The sequence below is a fragment of the Psychrobacillus sp. FSL K6-1464 genome (assembly GCF_038003145.1).
GTDB lineage: Bacteria > Bacillota > Bacilli > Bacillales_A > Planococcaceae > Psychrobacillus > Psychrobacillus psychrotolerans.
Map to the genome: position 1 here is coordinate 3,178,849 of NZ_JBBOOP010000001.1, position 26,357 is coordinate 3,205,205.

Sequence of the window (26,357 nt, forward strand, 5' to 3'; positions counted from 1 at the left end):
TCAAGCAACCGACGTATCTATTCCTTGATAACGATTTGTGTATTTCTCAAAAACTCTAAACCCTTTTTCTAGGATAAGGACTACGACGTAATAGATTATCGACAAAGCAATATATACTTCTAATGCATGTGCTGAGGATGCTATTAACGTTTCTCCCCTACCCATCATATCCATAACCCCAATCGTAAAAGCTAATGAAGTATCCTTCAATGATCCTATAACCGTGTTTGCGATATTTGGGAATGCCACACGAATAGCCTGTGGGAATACAATTCGCGTAAAGTTATAAAAAGGAGTCATCCCGATCGAATAAGCTGCCTCTGTTTGCCCAAACTCTACAGCATTAATAGCACCACGGAAGATTTCTGCGAATATAGCTCCATTGCTTATAGAATATGTGATAATTACAAAGAAAAAGGCATCCATTCTTGTAATATCAATATAGATTAGTGACAATAAAGCAGGTAGCCCGTAATACACGAGGAACAGCTGAATGATAATAGGTGTTCCTCTTATAAAAGATATATAAACAGTAACTATTTGCTTTAAAATTGGAATATTAAACAGCTTGGGGATGGCTGCACTTATACCGATGAGAACGCCAAACAAAATAGATACCGCTAATATCTCAAGCGTCACACCAAGATATTTTATTAATGTCGGGATAAATTCCAATATTAAAGAAGGGTCAAATACCTTTCCCATACCTTTTGCCCTCCTTGTTTAAAATTCAACTGAGTAGTCTGCTCCTAACCATTCTTTACTTAGTGCACTCACTACCCCTTCTTCTTTTAGTTCGACCAACACTTCATCTATTCGATTAGAAAGAGCTTTATTGTCCTTTTGTAGTAAAAAGAATACTTCTGAATTTAAAAGCGATTCCCCAACAACCTTTTGCTGTGCATCCGCATATTTATTGTTGAAATCTACCGCAAAAGGAGTGGAAATGGTTGCATCTACCCGACCAGTACGAAGCTGGTTATTAAGATCTGTTGTACTATATAGAATTTCTGCTCCTAGTTTATGCTCTTTGTTATAATTCTCCATAAATAATGCAGGGTTACTAGTAGCCGAGACAGCTACCTTTTTCCTAGCCAAATCATCAATTGATTTAACATTATTGTTATTTTCATTCACTACAATATGTAATGGGAAAATATTATAGGGTTCTTCGTTAAACAAGAACTTCTCTTTACGTTCTTCATTTACCGCCATTTGATGTGCAATAAAATCGATTTTGTTTGTCTCTAAACTTAATAAAAGGTTCGTAAAGTCCATCGTTTTAAATTCAAATTCATATTCCTCTAGCTTTTCATCAATTGCGCGTACTAATTCCACATCGTATCCAGTTAACTTTCCGTTGTCATCTATGAAACAGATACTAGGAAATTGTGTTCCTGTGCCTACAATTATTTTTTGAACAGCGGTATTGTCATTGGATTTGGATTGCACTGCGTTAGAGGAACACGCTCCTAGTAAGCCCATTGCTGAGACTAATGCAACTAGTATTATTTTTTTCAACTTGTTCCCTCCTTTTTCATTAAATTTAAAGCTAGGATTGAATCTTGCGCATGCTCACCTTCTAAGAATGCCTGAAAATGTACGACTCCTAATAACCCTTCTTTAGAATCCTACTGTGTAGTCTGCTCCAAGCCATTCTTCACTTAGTGTACTTATTACTCCCTCTTCTTTTAGCTCTATCAAGGCTTCATCTATATGATCTGAAAGAGTTGTATTCTCCTTTTGTAGTAAGAAAAATACATTTGAATTTAATAATGGTTCACCAACAACCTTTTGTTGAGCATCTGCATATTTATTATTGAAGTCCGTCGCAAATGGTGTGGAAATGGTTGCATCTACTCGACCAGTACGCAGTTGGTTATTAATATCTGTTGTACTATAAAGAATTTCTGCTCCTAAATTATGCTCTTTGTTGTACTTCTCTATAAATACTGCTGAATTACTAGTAGCCGTTGTCGCTATCTTTTTACCAGCTAGATCATCAATCGATTTAATATCCTTATTATTTTCATTCACCACAATTTGTAATGGGAAAACATTATACGGCTCTTTGTTAAACAAGAATTTCTCCTGACGTTCTTCGTTGACTTCCATTTGGTGAGCGACAACATCGATTTTATTAGTCTCTAAGCTAAGTAAGAGGTTAGTAAAGTCCATCGTTTTAAACTCAAATTCATATTCCTCTAGCTTTTCATCAATTGCTCGCACTAATTCAACATCATACCCGGTTAGTTTTCCATTTTCATCTATGAAACAAACATTAGGAAATTGAGTACCTGTGCCTACAATTATTTTTTGTACATCTGATTCACCTGCTGATTTAGATTGCGCTACGTTAGAAGAACACGCTCCTAATAAGGTCACCGCTGAGACTAATGTAGCTAATAATGCTTTTTTCAAATCGTATCCTCCTTTTTATTAAACCTATAGAATTAGTTGGTATTAAAGAGAAAAAATTTTATACTTGCACACTTCCCAATGAAGCCTGTAGATGTTCGATTCCTACCTCAGTTACCCCTTCGTATACATTATGCTTACCTATTTCCACAACCGGTACGTGACGCACTCCGTATTTTGTTTCTAAAATGTCGCGATACTCATCGTGATTCGTTACATCGATTGTTTTATATTCAATATTTTGTTCAGACAAGTATTCCTTCACTTCATTGCAATAGCTACATCCTTCTTTTGACCATACAATTACCGATAGATCTTGTGCCATGTCTTTTGCCTCCTGATTTATGAATAGATTGCTAATTGGTTTATATATTTAGGGCTTAATAATTTAAACGAGCGTAAACGTTCTTCAGGACTAGGTACTGGGGTATGCAAGATAAACTCATCTACTCCATATAATTCATGTAACTCATCCAAGCTAGACTTCACTTGTTCAGGAGTTCCAGAAATAATATCAGCGTCAAATTCTTTTACTTCATACGCTTCGCCAGATTCTTTGCCGAATTTTTCTGCTTGTTCAACATTCTGTAGCGTTAATCTGCGGCCACTTGCTAAAAAAACCTTTACGACCTTTTGCTTGCCGGCTAGCGTTTTTGCCTCTTCTTCCGTCGGTGCCGCAATGACTGCTACAGAAACGATAAAAGTTCCTCCCGGATAATTGTTGTGATACGTTTTAGCTGCTTCTATTAAAACGTTCTTATCGCTATTGAAGAATTGTGCGAATGCAAAGGAAATTCTAAGGTCTGCTGCTAGCTTTGCACTTTCTACACTCGCTCCCAACAAATACGTTTGTGGTTTTGTTGGGGGAGTAGGGGTTGCTTTTATACCCGCGAATTCATGTGCTTCTGGGACAGAGTTATTGAGTAGCTGCTGAAGAAATGTTAAACGATACTCAAAATCCTCCCCTGTATTTCCCTTACCGTATTGTAGTGCTTTGGTTGAAAGGGGTAATCCACCTGGACCTTTACCAATTCCTAAATCTACTCTTCCAGGCTCTAATGTAGATAGAACATGAAAGTTTTCTGCTACTTTATAAGGACTATAATGTTGGAGCATAACGCCACCAGAACCAATTCGAATGCTAGATGTTTTAGCAAGGAGGTAGGAAACCAATACTTCCGGAGATGAACCAGCGACTAAGTCTGCATTATGATGCTCCGAAACCCAAAATCGTTCATATCCCCACTCTTCTGCTTTTTTGGCTAAGTCTACCGTCTTTTGTAATGTATCAAAGTTGGATACCCCTTCTATAACTGGACTTTGATCTAAAATCCCTAATTTATAACTCATCTACTTCCCTCCTATTTAGGCTACTTCTAGATGGAATACTCTAATGCTGGTGTCATTCTCTTTAAAAACTGTTTCGTACGTTCTTCCTTAGGAGTTGTGAATATATCTCGCGGATTCCCTTCTTCCACAATTACACCCCCGTCCATAAAGATAACTCGTTTAGAAACCTCTCGTGCAAAATTCATTTCATGGGTAACGATAATCATCGTAATCCCTTCATGGGAAATTTTACGAATAACATCTAGTACTTCCCCTACAAGCTCAGGGTCAAGCGCAGACGTTGGTTCATCAAACAGGATAACTTGTGGATTGAGTGCAAGTGCCCGGGCAATTCCTACACGTTGCTGCTGCCCCCCTGATAACTGAAGAGGAAAGCTATCAATTTTTTCTTCTAAACCAACCTTTTTCAACATCTCTAATGCAATTTCACGCGCTTCTTTTACACTCTTCTTTTGTACTATGACTAAACCTTCCATCACATTTTGTATAACCGTCTTATGCTGAAATAGGTTATAGCCTTGAAAGACCATTGCTGATTTTTTTCTTATATTATAGATATCCTTCTTATAAACTTTATGAGAATCGATGGTGACATTATCTATCGTTATAATACCTTCATCTGGACGTTCTAAATAATTGAGGCATCGCAGTAATGTCGTTTTCCCTGAGCCACTAGGTCCTAAAATGGAGATAATATCTCCTTTGTTCACCTGGATATTTATTCCTTTTAGTACTTCATTTTTTCCGAATTTCTTATGGAGATTAGAGATTTCAATCATCTTATCCCTCCTTCTTGTTTCATCATTAAGCATATAATCTCGAATCTAGACTAATTCCTTCACATAACGACTTTCTAAAAATGGAAGTCCAAGATTACCTCTTAATGTATCTGCCTCATACTCTTCACGATATAAGCCTCGCTGCTGTAATAATGGAATAACTTTTTCTACAAAAACATCAAGTGTATGAGGTACCTGTGTCGCAATTATGAAGCCGTCTGCTCCGCGTTGCTCAAACCATTTTTGTACTAAGTCAGCAATTTTTTCAGGTGTGCCGATAAACTCTGATCGAGGAGTAGCTTCTCTTAAAGCAACTTGACGAAGCGTTAATCTTTGCTCCTTTGCTTTCTGTTTAATGCGATCTGTATGACTTTGGAAACTGTTTTTACCTAATTCACCAAGGTCAGGAAATGCTTCATCTAATGGGTACTGAGAGAAATCATGATGTTCAAAATAACGTCCTAAGTATGCTAATGCTTTATCGATAGATACTAAATTAGCAATCTCTTCATAGTTTCTTTCTGCTTCTTCCTCTGTATCTCCGATGATAGGTGATATCCCTGGAAAAATATTTAACTGATCTGGATTTCGTCCAAATTCTGCAGCCTGCTTTTTCACATCTGTATAAAATTGCTGAGCAGTTTCAAGTGTTGGATGCCCAGTAAATATAGCATCTGCCCCTTTTGCCGCAAACGTTTTCCCTGCTCCAGAAGATCCAGCTTGGAAAACAACAGGCTGCCCTTGTTTGGAACGGCCAATATTTAGCGGTCCCTGTACAGAAAAATATTTTCCTTTATGGTTTAACTGATGTAGCTTAGTAGGATCGAAGAAAATATCATTTTCTCTATTCCCTACGAATGCATCATCATCCCATGAATCCCAAAGACCTCTTGTTACTTCTAAATATTCTTCCGCAATTTTATACCTTGTTGCATGATCGGGATGTTGTTCAACTGTTTTATTGTAATTTAACGCTGTACTTTCTAAAGGAGTTGTTACTAAATTCCATCCAGCACGACCACCGCTTAAATGATCGAGTGAGGCAAATTGACGAGCGATTGTAAATGGATCACTATAAGAAGTCGATACAGTACCAACAAGCCCAATATGAGAAGTTACTGCTGCAAGTGCAGATAGAATAGTTAATGGTTCAAAACGATTTAAAAAGTGAGGAATAGATTTTTCATTTATATATAGTCCATCTGCAATAAAAACAAGATCAAACTTACCCTCCTCTGCTTTTTGTGCCTGCTGCTTATAAAAGTCTAACGATACACTAGCATTTGTTTGTACTTCTGGATGTCTCCAACCAGAAATATTTCCTCCAACCCCATGAATGATAGCACCGAACTTAATCTGTCTTTTGTTCGTCATATGAATACCTCCCATTTTAAGCAGATTACCCAAATTTTAAATCCGAGTTAAACAATAAGAATAATCTGACATTTGTAATGAGTATTATCCTATCATCTTCTACTCAACTAAAGCAATAGTTTATCTGATAGAAAAATTTATAGTTTTGATAGGGAAATTCTATCAATTGGTTGGAATGCTTTTAAAGATGCTTCTATATCAAGCCAAATTGAAGACCTAACAATGTCATCTTGCATACAAGCAAGTAATACATGTTGTTTTATTTGTATTAAATTCGATACATCAACCTCCATTAACTCGCCATTTTCTAGCTCTTTTTTTACACATAAGTATGGTAAAAAACCTATGGCGTACTTACTTTTTATAATAGACTTAGCAACCTCCAAATGATCTACTTGAAATTCAATCTTAGGCTCTACTTTCTCCACCTCAAATAATTTATGTACTCGATTCCAGTCAAACGCTCCACATTCGAAAAACACGAGTGGTTCCTCTACCAAGACACTAACTGTTATATTCTGCTTAAGTAAAAGTGGGTGACCAGGGTATACAATAAGCTTTACGGAATTATCCAGTGCTTCGCATGTTTGCAAATCATCGTGAGATAAGTTTCGAATAAAACCTATATCTACTTTTCTATTTAGTATTTTTTCTAGTAGCATATCATTTGTTCCTGATACAAACTTGAAATGGATATCTGGATTTCTCTTCTTCCACAATGGTAAGGCAAATGGGATAAAATACTGCGCTGTTATCACATTAGCACCTATGATAATTTCTTCCTGTTCATTGCGCCCTTTCATTTGTTTCTTTCCTTCTTTATATGTTTGTATAATTTTTTCTGCATATGGAATGAATGCTTTACCTTGCTCTGTGAGTAGTAGTCCTCTCCCTTCTCTTGTAAATAATTCTGTACTTAGTTCTCTCTCTAACGTTTTTATCCTAGCAGTAACCGTTGGCTGGGATAAAAATAAGGCATTTGCTGCTTTATGAATACTTTTTAAATGCACTACATACATAAAAGCTTCCAGATGGTCAATATTCATAATCCTTACCTCTTTCTCATATTCTATATTTTTTACTAAATATCTTATTCATTATAATAATTCAACAATTCCAACTGGTAAAGTAGGATTTATAAATTTAAAGATGGAGAAATTCCACAGTGACAAGCATTATGTAAGTATTGATCATCATTTTCGGACATCTTGCTAGGTTAAACAATTTTAATAGTCAATATACCCCTATCTTGCACTAATCCTCACACAATAAATTGGCAACTAATTGGAAGTTACTTTGCAAAACTAGGAAAATAGTGTTACCCTTAATAAAGGAAATATTTATATAAATGATTTTATTCTAAAAAACCAGACGATTTTCTCCCATCACTTTTCTATTCACATTCTACGTGAAACCATTCTATGCTGATCACAAGTTCAGCACCAATTGCTATTTACTTCTCTCGTCAAAGGTAGTTATCATTTTGGTAAAATCACATTTGTAAACATTAGCTGTATGTCTTAGCAATGGCATAGAGACGCCTCACTTTCCCAAAGGAATTGTAGGTAGTCCTTTTTTTGTGCGCCAAATTAATGTAAATATTTTCTATTTAAATAATTATTAACCAAGGAGGTACTTATGATAAAATTCGAACATGTTAGCAAAGTATATACAGATGGCTTTAAAGCTGTGGATTCAGTAAGTTTTGAAGTCCCAGAAGGTGAGTTTTTAGTTCTTATCGGACCTAGTGGTTCTGGAAAATCAACCACAATGAAGATGATTAATCGAATGATACCGCATACTAATGGGACTATATCTATTGATGGAAAGGACATTACGAAGTTAAATCCTTCCGAACTACGTCGTAATATTGGATATGTTATTCAACAAATCGGACTTTTCCCCCACTACACGATAGAAAAAAATATTGCAATTGTTCCAGAGTTAAAAGGCTGGGACAAAGAGAAGATTAAAGCTCGAGTGAAAGAGTTACTCATAATGGTTGACCTTGACCCTGAAGTGTACGGTAGTCGTTATCCCAAAGAACTTTCGGGAGGACAACAACAGCGTGTGGGTGTGGCAAGAGCTCTGGCATCTGACCCTCGTGTCCTTCTCATGGATGAGCCGTTTGGTGCATTAGATCCTATAACTCGTGATCAACTACAAGACCAATTAATAACTTTGCAAAGAAAACTAAAGAAAACAATTGTATTTGTGACACATGATATGGATGAGGCGTTAAAGCTTGGGGATCGTATTGCGATTATGAAAGACGGAAATTTACTCCAAATAGATACTCCAGAGAAAATATTACAAGAACCTGCTTCCAACTTTGTCGAGGAATTTATCGGTAAGGATAGAATTATACAAAACCCAGAACTGATGCCTGTGGTCAGTGTAATGACAACAAGAGTTGTTACCTCTTTACTTAATCTCTCTCCTGAAAAAGCATTATTAATGATGCGTCAACAAAAAATTACTTCTTTAATTATTGAAGATGATCTGGATGATTCATTCGTTGGGCTCATCTCTGCCTATGAATTAATAAAAAAAATGAATTCGATTCAGTCAATCGAAGAAATCCTAATAGTACCTGAACATACCTTGACCATAACAGCGACAGCTAGAGATGCAATTATGATGATGCCAAGTGTTAAATACGGGGTTATACCTGTCTTAAATGAAGCAAAAAAAGTAGTTGGAATAGTGACTCGTGGGACATTACTCACTGCTTTGTCCAGTCAGTGGACAGAATTGGAGGGTATAAATGAATAATTTAAATATATGGGAACAGTTTATGCAACAAGCAGAAATGCGATGGTCAGAGGTACTAGAAGCAACTTCTGTTCATATACAATTAGTTTTCTTCTCTATGCTAATCGCAATTGTCCTAGGGATTGGTTTAGGAATTTTAATAACACGTGTTCCAAAGCTATCAACAGTAGTACTTGGTGGTGCGGGAATTATGCAAACCATCCCGAGTTTAGCACTATTAGGTTTTATGATTCCTATTTTCGGTATTGGTGTAAATACAGCAATTGCTGCTCTATTTCTGTATTCTCTTCTTCCAATTATAAGAAACACATATACCGGTATTAAAGATGTCAATAAAGCAACAGTAGAAGCTGCGAAGGGTATGGGTATGACAAGTCTTCAAGTGTTGATAAAAGTAGAACTTCCTCTTGCGATTCCAATGATTATGGCCGGTGTACGTACTGCCGCTGTTATTAATGTCGGAACTGCTACACTTGCAGCGTTTATCGGTGCTGGTGGTCTTGGAGATTTCATCTTCCTTGGGATTACTCGTGGTATAGACGGTTTAATCTTACTAGGTGCTATTCCAGCGGCGTTATTAGCGATAATTTTAGAAATTTTCTTTACTTATCTAGAACGTTGGACGACGCCAGAAGGGTTAAAATAAGGTGATCATATGACGAAAAAAACTTTTATTAAATGTTTAGCACTACTTCTTTTAGTTACTACACTATCAGGCTGTATATTCAAAGAAGAGGATGCCTTAATAATAGGGTCTAGAAACAATACGGAAAGTATCATTCTCTCTAATCTTATGGGCCAATTAATCGAAGAAAAAACAGGTATTAATGTAACTTATAAAGAAAACCTTGGTGGATCTAATGTCGTTTGGACTGCTATGTTAAATGGAAAAATAGATGTTATTCCAGACTATACTGGTACGATCGTTATTAACTATTATCAAGAAACTACCGGTAATGCCGATGAAACGTTGGCAAAGACAAAAGAGTTAGTTTTAGCTGATGGTATTACTGCTCTTGAATCTTTTGGTTTTAACAATACGTATACATTAGCCCTTGATGAAGCAGAGGCTGAATCATTGGGAGTAACAACATTTAGTGACTTCGCAAAAGTTTCCGATGATTTTATACTCGGCGCGGTTTTTGAATTTATCGATCGTCCTGATGGTTTACCAGGGTTTCAAAAAGAATACGAACTTCAGTTCAAGGATGTAAAGGGAATGGATCACGGGATTATGTATCGCTCCATCAATGCTAAAGAGGTAGACGTTATTAACTCTTATACAACGGATGGTCAGCTACAAATGTATAATTTACGTGTGTTAGAAGATGACAAAGGTTATTTCCCACCATATCATGCTCTTCCTCTCGTTCGAACAGAGGTATTGGAACAGTACCCTGAAATTGGCGAAGTCCTCCTTGAATTAGCAGGTAAAATTGATGAAACAGCAATGCAAGAGATGAATGCTAAAGTAGACAATGAAGGACAGATGGTTGAACTTGTAGCTAAAGAATTCCTTCAAGAAGCTGGATTTATCAGCAAAGAATAGATGTGTCGAAAACACCGATTCCTTTTGGGAATCGGTGTTTTATATGTCCCCTGTGTAGGGCACTATTCAGAATAGTGTCCTACACAGGGAGCCGTTTATTTTATCGTCTCCACAAAATGCTTCAATACCCTAGCTGTCAGACCCCAAATTGTATACTCTCCATACTCGTAAAACCATTCCTCAATTGCACGAGGTCTCCATTGATATTTGTCTCCGTTGAAAATCTTGTCGTATGGGAAATCCATCGGAGGCATTGGCTGTACAGAAACTGTATGCATATAGGGCTCATGATTTAAAAGCCAGTTAACGGGGATCGTGAATACCGCTTCGACCTCGTCTTTGTTAAAGGATTCGATTTCGTGATGGTCGATCGTTGCCACAAATGGGTAGACAACAAATGATGGAGAGGCAATATATGCACTCATCTGCCCCAACACCTTGATGCATGTTGGATCGACACCTAACTCTTCATGGGTTTCTCGAATTGCCGCTTCCATTGGAGATGCGTCTGTTGGATCGATTCGACCACCTGGAAAACTGATGTCCCCTGGTTGCTTTCTCATCGTTAATGAGCGCACCTCGAATAGCACATGCCATTCGCCATCCACTTGTACTAGGGGTATTAAAACGGCATAACGTAGTGCCGTTTCCTCTCCTATAAAAAGCGGTTGCTTATCATTTAGCTCCTTCTTCAGCTTATCCAAAAACACAGAATCTCTCCCCCAACATTAGTATTATTCTATTATCGTAACATTAAAATTGCTGTCCATAAAATAAATGCCATCTTTCGCCAAATAAAGATGTAGTTTTCCTTTTTCCAATTAAATAACATAGAAAAAACACTCAGCTTGATGAAAATCCAACTGAGTGCTTATTAAGTGATATCCTAGCTAATACTATCAAAAGTTAATACGCTAATTACCGTACTTTTTCCTTTTTCATTTGCTTACTTCTCAACTGACCACACGCAGCATCGATGTCTGTTCCATGTTCTTGACGAATTTTGCAATTGACGCCTCTCTTTTTCAGCGTATCATAGAACGACAATACAGATGCTTGTTCACTTCTTTGATACTGGCTATGTTCATCGACAGGGTTATACGGTATCAAGTTGACATATAACTGATCTTTTATGTCATGAAGTAAATCGGCTAACTCCTCAGCTACTTCCTTCGTATCATTTACGTCCTTCAGTAGGATGTATTCAATCGTAATTCTTCGATTGTTTTTTGATAAGTAGTATTTTAGAGATTCCATTAGCTTTTCAATTGGCATGGCACGGTTGATCTTCATAATTCTAGTACGTAGCTCATTGTTTGGTGCATGTAAGGATATAGCTAGATTTACTGGAATTTTCGTATCCGTGAATTCATAAATTTTATTGACAATACCACTCGTAGAAACAGTTATCTTTCTAGCAGCTATTGCGAGTCCTTTATGATCGATTACGACGTTTAGGAAGTCTAACAGATTTGTAAAGTTATCAAACGGCTCTCCAATTCCCATCACGACAATGTGACTAACCTCATCTTTTTGCTCCAGTTGGTCTAGATGCAGTTGAATATTCATAATTTGTTCGACGATTTCTCCGCTTGATAAATCGCGGCTCTTTGCAAGTAAGCCACTCGCACAGAAGCTACAGCCGATGTTACAGCCTACTTGCGTCGTCACACAAACGGAAATACCATATTTATGTCTCATCATAACCGTTTCGATCAAGTTGCCGTCTTGCAGCCTAAACAAAAACTTCATCGTTCCATCGGCTGCTTCTTGCTTTACATGTTCCGTAAGGGTTTGTATCGTATAATGTTCTTGCAATAATTGAATACATTCTTCATGTATATCTGTCATATCTGCAAAATTCGTAACACGCTTTCTATATAACCAATTCCAAACCTGTAACGCTCGAGACTTTTTGTGGCCACGTTCATGAAGCCACTCTATTAATTGATCTAATGTTAATCCATATATAGATGTTTTATTCATAACTATCCTCTTCTCTAAATTCTGCTTCTAAACATTTAAATTTCATTATAACATTTGAAGTATAAAACAGAGAACAGAAAGGTACATCCAGAATAGTCCGTCAATAACTTTAAACTTGTTTGGAATACATTGGGATAAATTTACTAGTTGTTCTTTCATACTCCGCCCATTCCGGATGTTTTTTGTATTTTTTCTCAAGTAATGGAACTCCTGATACAAAGAGCAATAGTAATGTAATAATTAGCGGACTATAAAAACCGATCCAACCATTTGGAACGGATAGCGAGATAATGAAAATCCCCCACCACATCGTTGCTTCTCCAAAGTAATTTGGGTGGCGTGTGTATTTCCACAATCCATATTTCATCAGTCTGCCTTTATTCTCCGGTTTGTTTATGAACGCTTTAAGCTGACTGTCACCTACTACTTCAAAAATGTATCCAATAATCCATATTGCTATCCCAATATAATCTAACCAGCCTAATCCCATTTCCGAGGATTTATTGACCGTTATGATGGGCTGTGCAATGATAAACAGTAGGATAAGCTGAAGAAGATATACATTCAAGAACATCTTCACGTACTTCGATTTAGTCGTACCCCAACGTTTGCGCATATTCACGTATCTATAATCTTCATCTTTACTCCAATTTCTACGAAATAAATAGTACGCTAGACGAAGTCCCCATAAGGCCACTAAAATTGTAACGACTGCTGCACGTTCTGATTGAAATTCACTTACAAAAAAGCTATAAACCCCAACAATAACAAAGCCTAGTCCCCATGCAATATCTACTAAACCATTATTCTTTTTAACTTGCCCAATTAAAAATACGACAAAGAAAAATGCCAATAATACTAGTAATATTTCGATATAAATGTTCATATTCCTCATCCCCCCTTACTCTGTTGTTAAAGCAATTGCTACGCAGCCAACCCCTGCATTCATCGCAACAATAGATGAAATATTAGTGATATATGTTGGCTCTTTTCCAATTAATAAACTGAATTCCTTCGCATATTGCCTTGCTTGTTGTTCAGCATCGGCATGTACGATAGAGTAACCTGTTATATTTTTACTTTGTGCTATATTGCTTACAAGTGCCTGCATTTTCTTTTTGCTAGAACTATCACTTAGAGCTTTACCAAGGATGATGCCCTCTCCATTTTCATCAATCGAAACAACTGGTTTCAGATTTAATAATTTGCCTGCCATCCCTGTTATCTTATTGATGCGACCAGATCTTGCCATATATTTTAGCGTTTTAACATGCACAAAAATTTTCGTGTTTTGTACAGCTTTTTCCGTTTGATACACTACCTCTTCAAAAGACTTACCTGCTTCAATGGATTCCGCTGCCTTTAAAACGATTAGTCCTTGCGCTGCCGAATTCGACTTGGAATCAATTACTGCAATTTTTTTCCCGGCGTCCTGTAGCTTTTGTGCTGCTTTAGTAATCGTTTCAAATGTCCCACTCATTCGATTCGATACTGTTACAACGACAATAGAATCATAGTTTGTAGAAACAAAGTTCAAGAAATCCTCCGCCGCTTTACGGGTTGGCTGCGAAGATGTTGGATAATTTTCTCCCTTATCCATTAACTCATATAAATAGGAAGGGCTTATCGTTAGTTTATCTAAGTAATTGCTATCATCCACAATCAGATTCAATGGAATCATATGTATTTGATGTTTGTCCATAATGTCTTTTGGTAGATCTGCTATGGAATCTGTTACAAGTGCAATTTTATGCTTTCTTGCATGACCTGCTTCATATTGTCTTTGCATATCATCTGCTTTTTGTTGAATAATCTGTCCGAAGTTTTTTAATCGATGAAACAAATCTGCTGGTGTATTTGTATGAATATGAATGCGTATTTTATGTTCATTTCCTGCAACTATTAACGAATCCCCGAGATCACTTAGAGTCTGTCTAATCTGATCTAAATCCAAGTTCTCTCCTTTTACAAGTGCTTCCGTGCAATACCTGTGACTTAAATCTGGGCTATCATGTGTATGAGTATGTTCAAGTGGGATAATATTTTCTTCTTTCCCAACGGATGTTTCATTGCTTTTCCCCGTTTGAATGAAGTGCCCAAACCCTTCTAAGAAATGGATAAAACCCTTTGCTCCTGAATCGACGACGGAAGCGTCTTTTAAAATCTTTAGTTTATTTGGAGTATCCTTCAATGATTGCATAGCGATAATCATTGATTTTGTGAATACTTCTGTAAAATCTGTTGCTTTATCCTTTAATGTATCTAAGGAATTTGCCCAGTCACGCATAACTGTAATCATCGTTCCTTCAACTGGATTGGAAATTGCTTTGTGTGCGTATGATACTGCACTAGTTACGGAGTGAGAAAATCCTTTAATGGAGATTTCCTCTTTATCTTCTAACCCCATATATAAACCATTGATGAATTGTGCAAAGATAATACCAGAATTACCCCTAGCACCAACTAAAGCAGCATCCGCAATGGTTTCCATCGTTCTTTTAGCAGAGCTTTGTACTTTTGCTTCTTCAATGATGGCATTCATTGTGAATGCCAGATTAGTACCAGTATCTCCGTCAGCTACTGGAAATACATTGATTTTGTTGAGGTCGTGCTTTTGTTTAATAACCTCACGGGCACCCGCTAAAAAGCCAAAGTATAACTTTTCACTATTCATATATTGTATGGTCATCCTTCTGCACCTCCGAAATAACTTATGACGAAGAATGTAATCATCGATGTGACACCACATAATAAAGTTCCCCAAATAATGTCTAATATAGTTACTTGAATTGGCCAATCCTTTAAGGTTGCAAGATTTGTCATATCATATGTTGCATAAGCAATCATTCCAAAGAATCCACCAGCTAAAAGCGCGTACTTCCAGCTATCCTTTGCAAGTGCGGGATTGATCACGAAGAATATTAAACCGGCTATGAATAATAGATAGAACAGACCCGCTGCTACCCAATTCACATCCGCTTTCATCAGATGTCCAAGCTTTTCTTGATATAAATTTTTAGAAATAAAACCGAGCCATATGATATCTATTAAGAAAAACACAATAATTGTTACTACATAAGTTTTTAAATACATTCTCTTAACCTCCTTAAAGATTCCAGTTTACGAACTTCTATTAAATTAAAAATAACATTCTATTTCTCTTGTGTCAATACTTTGTATAACCTTAAATGTGATAGTTAATACAATAACGACTGGTTTACATGGCCGAAGGTTATACAAGTTGTACATACTTACAAGTGAAATGATAAGAGGAGGAATAAGCTAGAATCATTTTACGTTCCAGCTAGAAGAATGATCAAACCAAAAAAGAGCTGCCGGAATTAAACTCCGGCAACTCTACCTTGTTTTTTAATTTTCCCTAATATTTTACGGCAACAACGTCATAACTGCGAAGAAATGGAGAATAGACGCTGCAAGTACAAATACATGCCAAACTGCATGATGATAAGTAAAAGCCCGCCAAACATAGAAAACTGCTCCTACTGTATATAAGATACCACCTATAGCTAGCAGTATAAGTCCTTGTGATGATACATTCTCCAGAAGGGGTTTCCATCCAAATACCATTAACCAACCCATTACGACGTATAATAAGGTCGAAGTATGTAAAAAACGTTTCACAAAAAATGCTTTGAACACGGTGCCCCCAATTGCAAGCCCCCATACGATACCGAACAATGTCCAACCCAACGTACCTTTAATAGCAAGAAATAAAAAAGGGGTATACGTTCCAGCTATAAAAAAGTAGATAGCGGAGTGATCCATAATCTCAAAGAAATCTTTTACACGTCCTGCCGGAAAACTATGGACAAGTGTGGAAGACAAATATAATAGGACCATCGACGAACCAAACAACGTAAAACTTACGACATGCCAAGCTGTTCCCTGCATGGCAGAAGATACGATTAGTATGACAAGCGCGGCGATACTAAAAATAGCCCCTATCCCATGAATGATTGCATTAGCTATCTCTTCACGCTTTGAAAATATATGTGTATTGCTCATATTTTGCACATCCTATATCTAAGTTCTTTCTTTATATACTATCACTTTGCTTTAAAAAAATCTGATAACATGTGTTCTAGATGTTAATAATGAGTCAAACTTAAGGTAAAAACAATACAATTCTAGCCATATTAATAAGATCTCAGTTCACTACGCTCGCTTAGTTGGAATAGCTATTTTCTTCCATTAACAATAAAAAAATGCACAAAAAAAGACACCCTTAGAAAGGATGTCTTTTTTGCTAACTATGTTTAATTAATTCCGAAGAATTAAAGTTTTACAATGTTAACTGCTTGTGGTCCACGTTGACCATCTTCAACGTCAAATTCAACTTTTTGACCTTCGTCTAAAGATTTGAATCCGTCGCCTTGGATTGCTGAGAAATGAGCGAATACGTCGTTTCCACCTTCAACCTCGATAAATCCAAAACCTTTTTCTGCGTTAAACCATTTTACTGTACCTTGTGTCATGTAAAAAACCTCCATTTATGGTGAATAAAAAAATTCACATATTACGAAAAGCTACCGAAGACTCACGATTACCTTTAGTAATATGTGAATTCATTGTTTCTATCTAAGCAATTTAATTATTATCCTAACTATACAACACATCCCAGCAAAAAGCTAGTGAAATGATTATTATATTTTAAATAATATTTCTAACGTCTCTAAAACATGGTCTAGGAACACAGAAATGTCACTTATTTGATCTTCATTAATCTTCTGATCAAACTTCACTTCTATAGTGTTTTTATAACTTGATAATTCCGTTCCAAATACAAAGCTGAGCGTTTGGGTCAACGATATATCGTCCTCCCAAATGTTATTAATCGCTTGTTCAATTTCTTCACATTGTAGATCGGGATTTTGTATATTTTTGATAAACTTCAACTCTAATGTACACCCTAGATTTTTATTACCTATTTCTAGGATTTCTCCTGCCAAATCTTCTAAAGATGCATCTAAGATTATTTCTGCTGTTATATCCTGCTGGTCAGCTAAAGTAAACTCAATCTTAAAAGCTCTCGCGATGACGGAAAGGTCCATGAGGTCGACTCGGTTTTTAATATCTATCTTACGTTCTATATTATCTAAATCGTATACATGATTTTCAAATGCTACTTTTAGATTTTCAAAAATAGTTGGATCATACATTGGTTTTCCTCCTGAGAACAATTTACGTGCGCTTTACCTATACTTGCCCCTGTTAAATGAAATTATACTGTTGCCAATGCCAACATTTGTCTAAAAGACAAGTTAATTGTCAAATTATTTCCCGAGAAATAAGTATAGATAACGCTCAATTTCGTCATATTATACAGATCTTATCGCCAATACGGACAGACGTTGGCACTTGTACTTTTCGGTTCACCTATATTATTGTTCAATTATCTTCGCAATTTCTATCCCCATATTATATAACATATCTTGATCTTCTTTAAGCTGTTCCTCTAGTTGAACAGTTGTATGTTCCAAACTGCTTATTGTATCATTAATGTGATCTATCGAGTTATTAATTTTGGAATGAGTGGACCATGCAGAAAAGATATCATCGAATATATAATCTGCGAATGTAACAAAACTATCTCTTTCAACAGATAAGTTCTCGGCATTTATTTGTTGGATATCTAACAGTTCTGTTTGAAAATTTTGTAAATAACGTTGCGCAGCATGAATAGCATTTTCCGATTCATCCAGTTTACTATGCTTTAAAGAGGTTGCAATTAGTCCCCCACCTAAAAAAGTGTCCCAAGTAGAGTAATCCTTTGCGCCTTCTAGTGACTTTAGGGCTCTTCTTAAGGCAATCTTAGCCTCATGCCCCGCAGATATTGCTTCTGTTATTTCACGGCTACTTGATGTAAGAAATGTCTTTTGATCATATAACTCGTCGAGACGAGCTGCCTCCACCTGCTTGTTCCCGTATATCCATCCCTCTTTTTCTTTCATTAACGTTTCCCATTCCATATCAATAGATTTCCAGCGCGCTTGATCTAGCTCTCTTTCAATATCTACTATATCCTGTTCTAAATCTGTCACTGTTTTTTCTATTTCTCTGTACTTCGCTTCTATAGTAGCTAGCTCACTTAATTCCTTTTCTCGGATCTCGTCCTGCTTGCCAGTCCATGTTCGAACTACCTTCAAGATTGAAAACCCGTCAAGATTCTCCACATCTTTCTGTTCCTTTTTTAAACGCGACCAATACGTTTGCTTTTTATGTAATGCGACCTCTAAATGTTCCGTTAGTGTTTGGTGCTTTCTTTTTACCTTATCCCTATTTATAATTTCCGTTTTTAAAACTGCCTGACGTTCTTGTAATTTACCCCACATGTGTATCCCCTCCTACCTCTTATACGAGTTAGTAGGATATACGTTTCAATTGTCTAAAATATTTTTCAGTAATATAATAGCTGGCGGTATCACTTTTATAGCACTCCGATACAAATTTCTACCCCTCGTTTTAAATCTACATGAGACCAACTCGGAATTTTCCCATGCTGAATTGCTAATTCATGAGATGCTGGTATATGGATGAACCCGCACGGCATGCTTAGATTGTTCAATTTAGCATAATGTAAAGCCTCGTACATGACGTTATTACACAAGTATGTACCAGCTGTGTTCGAAATGGCAGCAGGAAGTCCTTGCTTCGTTAATTCGTCTACCATTAATCGAATAGGTAATGTCGAAAAGTAACCCGGATCTCCGTCTAGCTGTATTGACTCGTCTACTGGTATATGACCATTGTTGTCTGCAGCACCGTCTTTCACATTGATCGCAATGCGTTCTGGTGTAATCTTATAACGCCCACCAGCTAAACCTAAGGATATAACGGCATCTGGTTTTATCTCTTCTATATAACGTAGTAACTGAGCTCCCGCCTTCGTAAAGTCGACTGAGAGAACTCTGCTTGTTACTTCATATTCTCCTAATATCGACTTGTCTAATTCCTCTACAATTTTCATGGTCGGATTTACTGTAAATGCTAAAAATGGTTCAAATCCAGTCAAAAGTAGTTTTTTCATCCTTCACCTCTCCATTTCTTATCGTGACACTTTTTAAAATATCTTTTCAATTCATTCTTTCAACTTAGAGTTATTAATAGTTTACCAAAGATAATGCTATTTGAATTTTCAATTTTCCTTTAATTAAAAAAGTACACAAAAAAAGAGATACTCTCGAAAGAGTATCTCTTTTTAACAGTAGTACCTTAACTTAAAATTCCTAAGAATTAAAGTTTTACGATGTTTACTGCTTGTGGTCCACGTTGACCATCTTCAACGTCAAATTCAACTTTTTGACCTTCGTCTAAAGATTTGAATCCGTCGCCTTGGATTGCTGAGAAATGAGCGAATACGTCATTTCCACCTTCAACCTCGATAAATCCAAAACCTTTTTCTGCGTTAAACCATTTTACTGTACCTTGTGTCATGTAAAAAACCTCCATTATGGTGAATAAAAAAATTCACATATTACAAAAAGCTACCGAAGACTCACGATTACTTTTTGTAATATGTGAATTCATTGTTTCTATCTAAGCAATTTAATTATTGTCTTAACTATATAACATAATTAAGCATTTGTCCACTGAAATGATTAATAGTTAGATAATTTTTTTTTGGAAGATAGAATCCCTCTAAATATGGATTATTTAGTAGTCTGATCAAAGGCTATTAATAATATGAATTAATAGGTTGTAATAAAAGTGAAACTTTTCTTATACAGCATCGTAACTAAGGGACGGAAGGAAGTGTATATATCGTGAATTATTTCTTAGTATTTTTGGGAGCAGCCATACCTTGGCTTGAATTAGGACTAGTCATTCCTCTGGGGATTATCTCCGGGTTAAATCCTTTAGCAGTTATTATCGTCGGTTTTATAGGAAATATGGTAACAGTACTTGCCCTTATTATTGGCTACGATAAATTTAAACTATGGCTAGCCAAACGAAATGAAGGAAAAGAACAAAAAGTATCCAAAAGAAGTGAACGCGCAAAAGCACTTTGGGATAAATACGGTTTACCTGGAATGCTCATGCTTGGACCTATTTTAATCGGTACACATGTTGCCGCGTTTATAGGCATGACGCTTGGAGCATCTAAATTTAAAACTACGATATGGTCGACCATTAGTATTGGGGTTTGGGCAATATTATTTGGTGTTGCGACGTCCCTTGGTTTTGACTTTTTTGTACGTGAATAGATAAATAACGAAAACGGCACAATTTAATTATTGTTCCGTTTTCGTTATTTAATCATTATTATTTATTTCATGGAAACATACATATTGATTTTTTCCTTTATTTTTTGCCTCGTACATTGCTGTATCCGCACTTTTTAAAACTTGTTCTATAGTAGTACCGTCTCTTGGATATATACTAATACCAATGCTTGCAGTGACAAGTGTACTAATAGCATTAAACTGGTATTCCCTTCCTATTTCCTCTAATAGTCGCTGAACTATTCTTTCTAGTTCCTGATCATTCATTTGATCGAATAATACTAAAAATTCATCTCCACCATACCGAGCAACCAATCCATTCTTTTCTGCTGCAATAATTTGTACTCTTTGCGAAAGTTCTCTCAATAGTTGATCACCTATTTCATGACCGTATGTATCATTCACTTGTTTAAATCCATCCAGGTCAACAAATAAAATGATTAACTCATTCGTTGAGGCATCCATTCGTCTACTTACCTCTTTCTTAAATGCATAACGGTTAGGTAACCCAGTTAAATGATCATACAACGCTAACTGAATTACTTCATCATGCTTCTCTTCAAGGGAAGAGAGAACCTGATTAATAGAATTTTCAAGCTTGGAAATTTCGTCGTGCTGATTCTTTTTATCATGAATCCTCAAGTTCAAACTTCCTTCTGCTTGAATATAATGAAGCTGCTTGGAGAGGTTACTGATCCGACTGATTATAAAACGATCTAACAGAAAAATTGTAAGAAGAACAAATATAATTCCTATAATTACTAAAGAAACTGCAATGTTATAAACTGTATTCTTTTTCTCCATATAGAAGCTTCTATCCATATTAAAGCTTATCCCTAATAATGACTGTTCTTTGTAGTCTTTTAGTAAAATCGAACCTTGCATTTGATCGGCGCCTGTGACTTCAACACCAATCCGTCCCTGCGTTTTTTCATTGTTCTGCACTTCATGAAACGTCAAATCAAACGACAACTCTTTTCCGATTCGATTAATGGTACGTTCATCTAGATATTTCCCGATGATTAAAGTACCTACAGAAGGTCCATCTCCATTGCTTTGATAGATGGATTCAAACGATGCCAGTGAGAATCCATTCTTGCTCATTACAAGCAATTCTTCACTAGTATTTTCTACATTTTTAATAGCAGGTAGAAATTCTTCATAGAAATCATTCTGCAGAGATACTATTTTTTTGTTATCTAAGTCATAGCCTACTTGCAATTTAGGTTTTTTTTCACTATCTATATAGATTATGTAGTTAATGTTCAAGTTAGCGAATGTCTCAGATTCTAAGTTTCGTTCGATATATAGAGGATTTTGATCCACCATAAAATCATACGTATCATCCCAAATGGACCAATCTCTATTTATTTTCCCTAAATTATGTAATGTTGATTGGATATTATTCTCTATCCTCTTTACTTCACTTATGGCAGTATCTCTATCTAAATCATTAGATTCTTTTAAAAGTACTGGTCTTAAAAATGACAAAAATATTGTCACTAATAGAATCATTGTAATACTGACTACAACAACAGCTTTATGTTTTAGTTTCATGTTTTTCCTCCACATTATCTCTCTATTAAGGAAGCTTTATATACACTCATACATACCCCAATAAACCTACGTCAAACATATTTTAAAAGGACTTATATATCACATATATTTTAAAAATATAACCCTTTAGTCTCTATAAATGAGATTTCATCTTTAATTTAATAGGCGTATAGAATTACCTTAATGAAAGAATCTATCAAGCGTCGTTTAGGTGAAATAACAATGTACGTTATGAATATACATATAAAAATAGCCGCAGTATATAAACTGCGACTTCCTATTTCTATTCTTTTAATGGAACATATCCTACTTTTTCCACAAGTGCTTGCCCCTGCTCCGATAATACCCACTCGATTAACGGCTTTACATTGGGATTTTCCGTTCCTGCTGTAACAATATAGAACTCTGATGTAATGGGATAAGTATTTGCTCGTATATTTTCTTTCGTCGGTGCCACTCCATCTACTTCTAGTAGTTTAATCTCATCATTGTCGACCATTTCGGTGGAATAAAATCGAAATGTAAAGCCAATTGCATTCTTATAGTTTCTATATTGGGACACCTCATTTATGATACCACCCATTCCTGTAACTATATCCTTTGAAGGTGGCTGCATAAGCGGCATTCCCTTCATAAGTGACTGAAGCGCAGATTGAGAGCCACTGTCTTCCGGTCGTTGAAAAGCCCGTATTTCATCATTGTTGCCCCCTAATTGTTTCCAGTTGGTGACCTTTCCCATATATATATCTGTAATTTGTTCTAAAGTAAGGTTATTTACAGGATTTTTTTGATTGACGAAAAAGACAAATGCTTCTCGACCAATAGGAATCATCTGTAGCTCAAGTCCTTTTTTCGCTGCAGTTTCCTTTTGAGCTGTAGATGGTGCTGCAGCAAAAATCATATCTACCGTACCATCAAATAGGTTCTCATAGGCATACTGTGTAGTGCTCACCATTACTTCACTATCGTATGAAGGATACACCTTTTCTGGATATGTCGCTTCTGCAATGGCCGCATATAACGGATAAAGTGCAGTTGCCCCGTCTAATATTGGTAAATCATCAGTTAGCTGAAGTGTCACTTTCTCCTCTAACTTAGTAACCTTACCAAATTGTGAAAAGGGTTCGTACTTACTTATATCCACCTCTGCATCTACTGTAGGTATCAAGTGAGTATACGCATCTTTTATAGGAGTAATGGCGCTGACTAATATGGCTGCTCCTGCGATAGAACCAAAAATAACTTTCCGCTTTTTTGTTTGAAAAAGATGAAGTAAATTAAACACAAACAGTAGATATAGCACCAATCCAACAGTTATAAGCAATGCAATATAATCGATTTTCCCCATAAGCAGTAGAAACAACGCACCGAAGCCTTCAAAGAACACCAATACGATTAATGCAAAAATGGAAACCAATACTGTCCCAGATTTAGACTCTACTTTCATCCCATTTCCCCCATTATTATTCTTTTTTAGTTAGTTCACTTAAGCGAATTTTTGCTTCCTCTTCATCAAACGAACTAAACCATCGATAATTTTTATCATCTAAAATACGATAATGCTGACTAATAACGTTTTGTTGCAATCGGAAATCTCCCTTTGAAATAATCTCTTTCCACCATACACGTCCACCCATTGATTTATCCTTCGGACGATTTATGCCGTCATGCGCTATTGTTTCAATCACTTCTAATGGATCATCCCCTAAAACCGACCGCAATATCTCACTATCATGAAACAATGCACATACTGCAATTACACTAGTCCATCCTGCTAGTACTCTCTCTTTCTCTATTTGGACAAGCGTTTTCTTAGAGATACCTATAATGCTCGCCATTTTTTCTTGTGAATAACCTTTTTCTAGTCGAACCATTCGAATCCGCAAGGAAATAAGCTGTGTTACATATTCTTTATCCATATATGGCTCCTCTAAAATGAATTTTCACTCTATTTAGTGTAATTTTACACTAAATGTATCTTAATAGCCAATAGTTATTGGGTTTTTTCTTTTTAATATAGGGAATGTGATAAGTGAAAATTACTCTTGTAATTACGCTAGTTTTATCGTTTAATAAGCTAGTTGTTAAAAATTTTGTAAAGGAATGTGATAAATGAACAAGTTTACGGGAGGAATAGCATTATCTTTGGTAATCGCTATGTCATTGGGGGCCTGTGCGCCTAAAGAAGAGTCGACAGAAGTAAAAAAAGAGGTTACACCTGAAAAGGATTTAATCAGTGTAAATGAAGATTATCTATCAGCTGTCGACGTCGACTATGCCTTTGGATTCACAAAGAGCTTAGAAGAATTTAAAACAAATGAAAAACTTGGTTATCGGACTGCTGGATCAGAAGCAGAGCTGAAAACGGGAGAAAAAATTGCGGACGAAATGAAGAAAATTGGACTTACTGAAGTGACAAAGGATGAATTCACCTTAGACACATGGGAATTTGAAAAAGCGGACCTAACATTCGTAGATGAAAATGGCAAAGAGCATTTGGCTGTTTTAGGAGCATACCAAGTGAATTTTGATACGAATGGTGTAAAGGATCTTGAAATTGTCTACGGTGGTAAAGGGACTGCTGATGATTTAGCAAATCTAGATGTCGAAGGTAAGCTAGTTTTAGTTGACATAAACCAACGCGAGGAATGGTGGATAAACTATCCTGCCTACCAAGCACATTTAAAAGGAGCTGCGGCAGTAATTGCAGTTCAGGAAGCAGGTTATGCGGAAGCGGATGAAGATGCACTTAACGCTCAGGATGTCTGTGGACCGGATGATGCTCCTGCATTTTCTATGTCTCAAACGGATGCAAATCAGCTGAAGAAGGCTTTGGAATCTAGTGAGAATGGTACGATGACTGTAAAATTCGATGCTAAATCTACGGTCAAAATGGATGGAAAGTCTTATAATTATTACGGGAAAATTATCGGAAAAGACCCGGAATCATATATTATTTTATCTGCTCACTATGATTCTTACTTTACAGGATTCCAAGATGACCATGCAGCAATCGGGTTAATGATGGGTGTCGCTAAAGGGTTAGTAGACAGTGGCTATCAACCAGAAAAAACAATTATTTTCAACGCACTCGCTGCAGAAGAATGGGGAGTTTCTAACTCTCGGTATGACTGGTCAACCGGGGCTTATAACCAAATATTCAATATTCATCCGGAGTGGGTAGGAAAAGCTTTTGCCAATATGAACTTTGAGCTTCCAGCCTATGAGCACACAACACAAGATGAAATTCGTTCTGTCTATGAATTGAATAGTTATTTAACGGATTTTGCGAAGAATGTACCAACTGTAGATGGTGTCTATAAGGATGGAATTTCTGTCGTTTCACCACTGCGTACATGGTCAGATGATTTTTCATTTGGAATTGCTGGTGTTCCAGCCCTTCGTAATGATTTCCAAGACAGTGATTTCATGCGTACCCATTATCATTCACAATTTGATAATGAGGACACATATAACGCGGATGCATTCAAATTCCATTTAAATCTATACGGTTTACTTTCCATGCATTACGATCAAACAGCAGTCGTTCCACTAGACTTCACAACCCGTTTGACGGCAATGAAAAAAGTAATTGACACAGATACTTTTGGACAAGCTGAAGTTTCTTCCGACCAATTAGTTGCGGAGATTGACAAAGCTATTGCACTTGCAGAAGAAGTAAATACAAAGGTCGCTAAAGTAAATGATGATTATTTTACTGCTTTAACTGAGGAAGATACCGAGGCAACACAAAAGTTATATGAGGAAAGCCGTGATTTGAATAGCGGTCTACTCGCTGCATTCAAACACGCTGAAGATCAATTTGTTCGTTTAACATGGGAAGATGCACAAATATTCCCACACGAACATGCACAAAATAATATTACTAATCTTATACTCGCTATCGAAGCTTTAGAGAAAGGCGATATAACTACTGCAGTGGATGAATACCTATGGGCTATCGACAATAATTGGTATGCCTACGACTTTGATAAAGAGGTATTCAATTACTTTACAAACTATGTGCTAGAAGCGCCTAAAGAAAAACTGATGTGGGGTGAAGGCAGAATAGTCGGTCACGAAAACCTATTCGATCCGATTAACTCATTGATCGAAAAAAGTGAGCAAAAAGATGCCGACATATCCGCTGAACTAGCAACATTGAATGAAGTACTAGAAAGACAAAAATTATTATTGAAAACAACTACAGATGAAGAAACAAAAGCTGTACAAGAACTAGGCAAACAGCTTGAAGCATTAAAATAATTATAAAAAAGGCTATCGGAGAATTCGTGTAAATTCTTTAGATAGCCTTTCCTTTTTTCT

The 26,357-nt window shown here is 36.4% G+C and carries 27 protein-coding genes; 5 read left to right on the plus strand and 22 right to left on the minus strand.

Translation table 11 applies throughout. The annotated features are described in order from the left end of the window. The 8 genes from MKX39_RS16135 to MKX39_RS16170 form a co-directional block, all read right to left on the minus strand. Positions 1-705: an amino acid ABC transporter permease gene (locus MKX39_RS16135; protein WP_340770466.1), complete on the minus strand. Its 705-nt coding sequence runs from the start codon at positions 703-705 to the stop codon at positions 1-3. Between the two features lie 18 nt (positions 706-723). Continuing rightward, positions 724-1,521: a transporter substrate-binding domain-containing protein gene (locus MKX39_RS16140; protein WP_340770469.1), complete on the minus strand. Its 798-nt coding sequence runs from the start codon at positions 1,519-1,521 to the stop codon at positions 724-726. Positions 1,522-1,623: 102 nt separating this feature from the next. Beyond that, a complete protein-coding gene (locus tag MKX39_RS16145; protein WP_340770471.1) occupies positions 1,624-2,421 on the minus strand; it encodes a transporter substrate-binding domain-containing protein in 798 nt (265 codons plus the stop codon). Between the two features lie 58 nt (positions 2,422-2,479). Then, on the minus strand, positions 2,480-2,743 hold the full coding sequence (locus MKX39_RS16150) for a glutaredoxin family protein (RefSeq protein ID WP_340770474.1): 264 nt from the start codon (positions 2,741-2,743) through the stop codon (positions 2,480-2,482). Between the two features lie 17 nt (positions 2,744-2,760). Next, entirely contained in the window at positions 2,761-3,768 is a 1,008-nt protein-coding gene (locus MKX39_RS16155) for an LLM class flavin-dependent oxidoreductase (protein WP_340770476.1), read from the minus strand. Positions 3,769-3,794: 26 nt separating this feature from the next. Continuing rightward, positions 3,795-4,547, minus strand: coding sequence for an amino acid ABC transporter ATP-binding protein (locus MKX39_RS16160; protein ID WP_340770479.1), 753 nt, complete (start codon positions 4,545-4,547; stop codon positions 3,795-3,797). A 45-nt stretch (positions 4,548-4,592) separates the two neighbouring features. Next, the gene (locus MKX39_RS16165) at positions 4,593-5,921 is read right to left on the minus strand and encodes an LLM class flavin-dependent oxidoreductase (RefSeq protein WP_340770482.1); all 1,329 of its coding nucleotides are present in this window, start codon (positions 5,919-5,921) and stop codon (positions 4,593-4,595) included. 137 nt (positions 5,922-6,058) lie between these two features. Beyond that, positions 6,059-6,967 carry a LysR family transcriptional regulator gene (locus MKX39_RS16170; RefSeq protein ID WP_340770485.1) on the minus strand — a complete coding sequence of 303 codons (909 nt, stop codon included), beginning with the start codon at positions 6,965-6,967 and terminating at the stop codon, positions 6,059-6,061. Positions 6,968-7,559: 592 nt separating this feature from the next. Here MKX39_RS16170 and MKX39_RS16175 point away from each other — a divergent pair. Genes MKX39_RS16175 through MKX39_RS16185 form a run of 3 tightly spaced genes read left to right on the plus strand, consistent with a single transcriptional unit; the run spans position 7,560 to position 10,245 of the window. Then, a complete protein-coding gene (locus tag MKX39_RS16175; RefSeq protein ID WP_340770486.1) occupies positions 7,560-8,696 on the plus strand; it encodes a betaine/proline/choline family ABC transporter ATP-binding protein in 1,137 nt (378 codons plus the stop codon). Further along, positions 8,689-9,342, plus strand: a complete 654-nt coding sequence (locus tag MKX39_RS16180; protein WP_093538234.1) for an ABC transporter permease — start codon at positions 8,689-8,691, stop codon at positions 9,340-9,342. Before MKX39_RS16175 ends, MKX39_RS16180 begins: the two co-directional genes overlap by 8 nt. 9 nt (positions 9,343-9,351) lie before the next feature. Further along, positions 9,352-10,245 (plus strand): glycine betaine ABC transporter substrate-binding protein, encoded by an 894-nt coding sequence (locus MKX39_RS16185; protein ID WP_340770489.1) that lies wholly within the window; start codon positions 9,352-9,354, stop codon positions 10,243-10,245. A 95-nt stretch (positions 10,246-10,340) separates the two neighbouring features. Here the strand turns inward: MKX39_RS16185 and MKX39_RS16190 are convergent, their stop codons facing one another. From MKX39_RS16190 to MKX39_RS16240, 11 genes are all read right to left on the minus strand, one after another. Continuing rightward, positions 10,341-10,955 carry an NUDIX hydrolase gene (locus MKX39_RS16190; RefSeq protein WP_093538232.1) on the minus strand — a complete coding sequence of 205 codons (615 nt, stop codon included), beginning with the start codon at positions 10,953-10,955 and terminating at the stop codon, positions 10,341-10,343. Positions 10,956-11,163: 208 nt separating this feature from the next. Continuing rightward, positions 11,164-12,231, minus strand: a complete 1,068-nt coding sequence (gene rlmN, locus MKX39_RS16195; RefSeq protein WP_340763617.1) for a 23S rRNA (adenine(2503)-C(2))-methyltransferase RlmN — start codon at positions 12,229-12,231, stop codon at positions 11,164-11,166. A gap of 109 nt (positions 12,232-12,340) precedes the next feature. Next, a complete protein-coding gene (locus MKX39_RS16200; protein ID WP_340770491.1) occupies positions 12,341-13,117 on the minus strand; it encodes a DUF1295 domain-containing protein in 777 nt (258 codons plus the stop codon). Positions 13,118-13,132: 15 nt separating this feature from the next. Further along, on the minus strand, positions 13,133-14,920 hold the full coding sequence (locus MKX39_RS16205) for a DAK2 domain-containing protein (RefSeq protein ID WP_340770494.1): 1,788 nt from the start codon (positions 14,918-14,920) through the stop codon (positions 13,133-13,135). Continuing rightward, on the minus strand, positions 14,917-15,324 hold the full coding sequence (locus MKX39_RS16210) for a DUF2177 family protein (RefSeq protein WP_340770495.1): 408 nt from the start codon (positions 15,322-15,324) through the stop codon (positions 14,917-14,919). Before MKX39_RS16210 ends, MKX39_RS16205 begins: the two co-directional genes overlap by 4 nt. Before the next feature lie 294 nt (positions 15,325-15,618). Further along, complete coding sequence (trhA, locus tag MKX39_RS16215; protein WP_340770498.1) at positions 15,619-16,257, minus strand: PAQR family membrane homeostasis protein TrhA; 639 nt, start codon at positions 16,255-16,257, stop codon at positions 15,619-15,621. A 269-nt stretch (positions 16,258-16,526) separates the two neighbouring features. Further along, the gene (locus tag MKX39_RS16220) at positions 16,527-16,727 is read right to left on the minus strand and encodes a cold-shock protein (protein ID WP_090568691.1); all 201 of its coding nucleotides are present in this window, start codon (positions 16,725-16,727) and stop codon (positions 16,527-16,529) included. Between the two features lie 168 nt (positions 16,728-16,895). Beyond that, positions 16,896-17,411: a hypothetical protein gene (locus MKX39_RS16225; protein ID WP_093538225.1), complete on the minus strand. Its 516-nt coding sequence runs from the start codon at positions 17,409-17,411 to the stop codon at positions 16,896-16,898. 222 nt (positions 17,412-17,633) lie between these two features. Further along, positions 17,634-18,584, minus strand: a complete 951-nt coding sequence (locus tag MKX39_RS16230) for a hypothetical protein (protein WP_340770500.1) — start codon at positions 18,582-18,584, stop codon at positions 17,634-17,636. Between the two features lie 95 nt (positions 18,585-18,679). Then, a complete protein-coding gene (gene pcp / locus MKX39_RS16235) occupies positions 18,680-19,279 on the minus strand; it encodes a pyroglutamyl-peptidase I (RefSeq protein WP_340763624.1) in 600 nt (199 codons plus the stop codon). Positions 19,280-19,485: 206 nt separating this feature from the next. Continuing rightward, positions 19,486-19,686 (minus strand): cold-shock protein, encoded by a 201-nt coding sequence (locus tag MKX39_RS16240; RefSeq protein ID WP_090568691.1) that lies wholly within the window; start codon positions 19,684-19,686, stop codon positions 19,486-19,488. A 326-nt stretch (positions 19,687-20,012) separates the two neighbouring features. Between MKX39_RS16240 and MKX39_RS16245 the strand changes: the two genes are divergently transcribed. Further along, positions 20,013-20,456, plus strand: a complete 444-nt coding sequence (locus MKX39_RS16245; RefSeq protein ID WP_340771492.1) for a small multi-drug export protein — start codon at positions 20,013-20,015, stop codon at positions 20,454-20,456. A 48-nt stretch (positions 20,457-20,504) separates the two neighbouring features. Here MKX39_RS16245 and MKX39_RS16250 read toward each other — a convergent pair whose 3' ends face one another. The 3 genes from MKX39_RS16250 to MKX39_RS16260 all read right to left on the minus strand — a co-directional run bounded on the left by MKX39_RS16250 (position 20,505) and on the right by MKX39_RS16260 (position 23,950). Further along, the gene (locus tag MKX39_RS16250) at positions 20,505-22,031 is read right to left on the minus strand and encodes a sensor domain-containing diguanylate cyclase (protein ID WP_340770502.1); all 1,527 of its coding nucleotides are present in this window, start codon (positions 22,029-22,031) and stop codon (positions 20,505-20,507) included. 283 nt (positions 22,032-22,314) lie between these two features. Beyond that, complete coding sequence (locus MKX39_RS16255; RefSeq protein ID WP_340770505.1) at positions 22,315-23,478, minus strand: PstS family phosphate ABC transporter substrate-binding protein; 1,164 nt, start codon at positions 23,476-23,478, stop codon at positions 22,315-22,317. A 16-nt stretch (positions 23,479-23,494) separates the two neighbouring features. Next, on the minus strand, positions 23,495-23,950 hold the full coding sequence (locus MKX39_RS16260; RefSeq protein ID WP_340770507.1) for a helix-turn-helix transcriptional regulator: 456 nt from the start codon (positions 23,948-23,950) through the stop codon (positions 23,495-23,497). A gap of 193 nt (positions 23,951-24,143) precedes the next feature. Here MKX39_RS16260 and MKX39_RS16265 point away from each other — a divergent pair, with 193 nt between their 5' ends. Beyond that, a complete protein-coding gene (locus tag MKX39_RS16265; RefSeq protein ID WP_340770509.1) occupies positions 24,144-26,297 on the plus strand; it encodes a M28 family peptidase in 2,154 nt (717 codons plus the stop codon). Positions 26,298-26,357: the final 60 nt, after the last annotated feature.